Annotated in this window: 7 protein-coding genes and 1 pseudogene; all 8 read left to right on the forward strand. The window is 44.7% G+C overall.

Annotation, left to right across the window (positions count from 1 at the left end; translation table 11 throughout):
• A pseudogene (locus AB6E51_RS24050) lies at positions 1–439 on the forward strand (DNA topoisomerase III); the annotation flags it as partial.
• The gene (locus AB6E51_RS24055; RefSeq protein WP_055318511.1) at positions 436–663 is read left to right on the forward strand and encodes a hypothetical protein; all 228 of its coding nucleotides are present in this window, start codon (positions 436–438) and stop codon (positions 661–663) included. The pseudogene AB6E51_RS24050 and the gene AB6E51_RS24055, both read left to right, overlap by 4 nt.
• 20 nt (positions 664–683) lie before the next feature.
• A complete protein-coding gene (locus tag AB6E51_RS24060; RefSeq protein ID WP_136987314.1) occupies positions 684–899 on the forward strand; it encodes a hypothetical protein in 216 nt (71 codons plus the stop codon).
• 10 nt (positions 900–909) lie between these two features.
• A complete protein-coding gene (locus tag AB6E51_RS24065) occupies positions 910–1,374 on the forward strand; it encodes a hypothetical protein (RefSeq protein WP_154724046.1) in 465 nt (154 codons plus the stop codon).
• Positions 1,313–2,206, forward strand: coding sequence for a hypothetical protein (locus AB6E51_RS24070; RefSeq protein ID WP_017110282.1), 894 nt, complete (start codon positions 1,313–1,315; stop codon positions 2,204–2,206). Before AB6E51_RS24065 ends, AB6E51_RS24070 begins: the two co-directional genes overlap by 62 nt.
• Before the next feature lie 8 nt (positions 2,207–2,214).
• Positions 2,215–2,457, forward strand: coding sequence for a hypothetical protein (locus AB6E51_RS24075; RefSeq protein WP_136987330.1), 243 nt, complete (start codon positions 2,215–2,217; stop codon positions 2,455–2,457).
• Positions 2,458–2,579: 122 nt separating this feature from the next.
• On the forward strand, positions 2,580–2,822 hold the full coding sequence (locus AB6E51_RS24080; protein ID WP_154724045.1) for a hypothetical protein: 243 nt from the start codon (positions 2,580–2,582) through the stop codon (positions 2,820–2,822).
• Positions 2,823–2,832: 10 nt separating this feature from the next.
• The coding region (locus tag AB6E51_RS24085; protein ID WP_372140273.1) for a hypothetical protein at positions 2,833–3,268 on the forward strand (436 nt) is incomplete at its 3' end.

Raw genomic sequence — 3,268 nt, forward strand, 5'->3', positions numbered from 1 at the left:
GGTGATGACCGCGATTTGGGAGCAGTCGCTCGAAAGCATTGCCAAGCGAGAGATGGGCCTCGATGCCTTTATGCAAAACCAAGAAGGATTTGTGCGAGCCATTGTTAGTAAGGTGAAGTCCGGTGACATCACCATCAACTTACCGAAAGTCGTAGAGCCCGAAGCGCCCTGCCCGTTGTGTGGCAAGACAATGCGTCTTCGCTCAACCAAGAAACCGTTTTGGGCGTGTGAAGACCGCGAGCAATGCGGTCTTGTTCTCGATAGCGTGCGTGGCAAGCCCGCCAAAAATCAAAAGTGCGCCTGTGGCAAAGGCGTGTTGGTGCGCAAGTCTGGGAAAAACAAAGGCAGTTTCTACTGGAGCTGCAGCGCGTGGAAGCAAGGTTGCCAAAAACGTCATTTCGATGACAAAGGTAAATTAGGAAAGGAGATGGGATCATGATAGTCGCCCGTTCGTTATCACCGGCTGAGCCCGACCTGATGGAAGGGCGTACGTTGGCATTGCTTCGTATTCTGAGCTTAGAGGGGGTGGAAGTGGTTCAGTACCACGCCCCAAAAGGTGGCTGGACGCACGATGCGCTGGAGTGTGTCGATTATTTCTCGGTGAGCCCAGACGGTTGGGATGCTTACCTCGGTGAGCAATGGATTGGCTCTTCTGAGGTTTGAATTCAAGAAAGCGTTGAATAATGAGTCGGCTAGACGACACAAAAAATGCATTGATAAAGGTGAACGTAATGAAAATGCAAACGTTAATGACGACGACACGAGTCAAAGTGGAATGTCCGCATTGCGGTGAGCAACAAGACGGTTTTTATAGCAATCCCGCAGGTGGCCAATATGAGTGCGATCATTGGAAGCAGTCTTATCTGGTAGACCCTGAAGCGGATATTGAATTTGGGTAAGGAGAAAACGATGACTCAAGGTATGCAATTTGAATTGTACTCTCATGATTACGTTTTTAACGTGTCGCCAGTCTTTTTATTGCAGTGTTTACGCATTGCACAAGAGTATGGTCATACGCCATCATTGAGCGAGTCGTGGTGGCACCAAGTACAAAAAAACCACCCACGCTTAATGTTAGCGCTAGATGGGCTGAAGAATTTTGAGCATTCCAAAGAGAGGAATAGAGATGAAAGTGATGAATTTGTCTTATTTCAATTAAGTGACGGCCAACATCATTGTGATATTGATATGATGACATTACTCACTACATTACAGCTATCAGAGCGCCTGAAAATTGTCCCTTTGATTGATCGTACATGGTGGGGAGAAGTGCTTAATCACTATGGAATTTTTGAAGAAATAGAGGCTTTTGATGGATGTATTCAAATTAACGATAGACACGCCGGTTATCCACAAAATCACCAACAGAGCTGATTTTGAAAATTTGACCGAAAAGCGAAAACCTTGGGTTGATTACGAGCGCACGGCTGAAGGGCGTAAGACTCGACACTTTGCCGTCTGTCCGCATTGTAACAATGCGATTGTTATGGTTGGGTTTAATGATGGGAGTCAGGTAAAAACACCTTACGGCCGACACTATTTGGCAAGAGAGTTGTGGCACCTTGGTACAGTGAGAGAGCGGGAAGCCTATGATGCTTGTCCGTATCATAAGAAAGGGAGGTCAAGCTTTACCCCGAATGATAAATTTACAAAGGTAAGTGAAAAAAGTATCAAACTGATTTCCAAGTTGATTGATAACTTCGACTTCATCATTGAAATGATTCAAGAGGAGACAGGTATTGAATTTTCTCGAACCTGTATAAGAAAAATGCTTGAGGCTTATCAAGCGTCTGATGGTTGGTTGTACAAAGGTGCGTCGGAGCAAAATATTCCTTGGGCTTTTGCTTACTTAACTCTTTCACACTCGTTATATGGTCAAACAATTCACAACGAAAGTATCCGTAAGGCGTTGTTGAAAAAGAATGCCAAACTGGTTTTCAAGAAAAATCGTTTCATTCCTAAAAAAGGCGTGTATTTAAGTGCTTTGTTTTGTTTTTTAGATCATCGCCGAAAAGTGGTAAGTCACCATCTCACCGAAAGCCTGATTTTTTCTATATCAACATCAGAAAATGAAGTGCTACACACACATAAAATCCAGTGGGAGTCTACCGACTTTGATGCCCACTTGATGCTTCATAAAGATGATGAGCGGCGCTCTGAGCTTATTGACTTAGCTCGAGAGCACTTAGGTTATCTTATTCGTTAAGGTAAATGATGAGGCAATTTCTCACGGAAGGTCAGATTGAGGCTTTGTTGTCGATGTATTCAGAGCGGGACTTTCCAAACAATACTCGAAAGGCGGTGCGCCTTCGCATCATTCATGGCCACACTTACGAGTTGGCGGAGTTTATCACCGGCGTTTCGCGCCGCAATATCTATAACGGGGTGAAAAAATTGAAAGTCGCGCATGACGTTATGATGAAAACTTATGGTAGAGATGGAGGAGTAAAACGATGAGACACGAATCGTGATTTGATGATCATTACAGTGGCCCAGAAGCGCTTCGGCTTCATTCACAATACAAGGCTAGCTTTGATGAACTCGTGGAGGCACTGGAGCCTGTTTGGTCAGGAAAAACAGTGGCGCATTATTGTTATCGAGCCCCTCAAGCCCTTCATGTGTTGAGTGGGGATTCGTTCGAGATTACGATCAATATGGGGTGTCAGCCTAACATACCTACAGGGTTTGATTTGCAGGATTCCTGCCGAGTGAACCACATTACGGTTGATCTCTGGGACAGTGCCGATGTTCAAGGCTTTATTGAGTTGCTGCTGCGTAAGTTAAACGCTTCTCTTGTGCTTTCTTCGGTTGAACCACTCTAGGAGAACTGACATGAGATGTGACATTCCCATTCGGTTGCATTATTGCTCAGAAAGTCATCATGAGTACCAATCCAAAAAAGCGCTGATAGCGGTAGGAGCCGTTTCGCCTAACGACGACATTGAAAGAGATATTGAGCAAAGCCAACTCACGTTATCTGTTGAAGCGTCTCGCTATCTGCTCACGCATATTTCCTATGCGTATTTTGATTACGGAATTGATGTGGTTCATCCTAGCGTGCTCCCTTATAAAGGGGAGGGCTACTTATCTTTAAGTAATCCTCGATACATTGGAACCGGCTTGAACAATGACTATATCCAGGACTTGAGCCTGTTGGAGCATGATGAAATCAGAGACTTGGTTCAATGGATGAAGAAGTATAAAGAAGAAGGCTGGTATCTCGTGGGGCTTCACGATATTCACATATCAGGAGAGTTATGCGAAAACA

Source organism: Vibrio sp. 10N.247.311.47 (assembly GCF_041467535.1).
Taxonomy (GTDB): domain Bacteria; phylum Pseudomonadota; class Gammaproteobacteria; order Enterobacterales; family Vibrionaceae; genus Vibrio; species Vibrio crassostreae_C.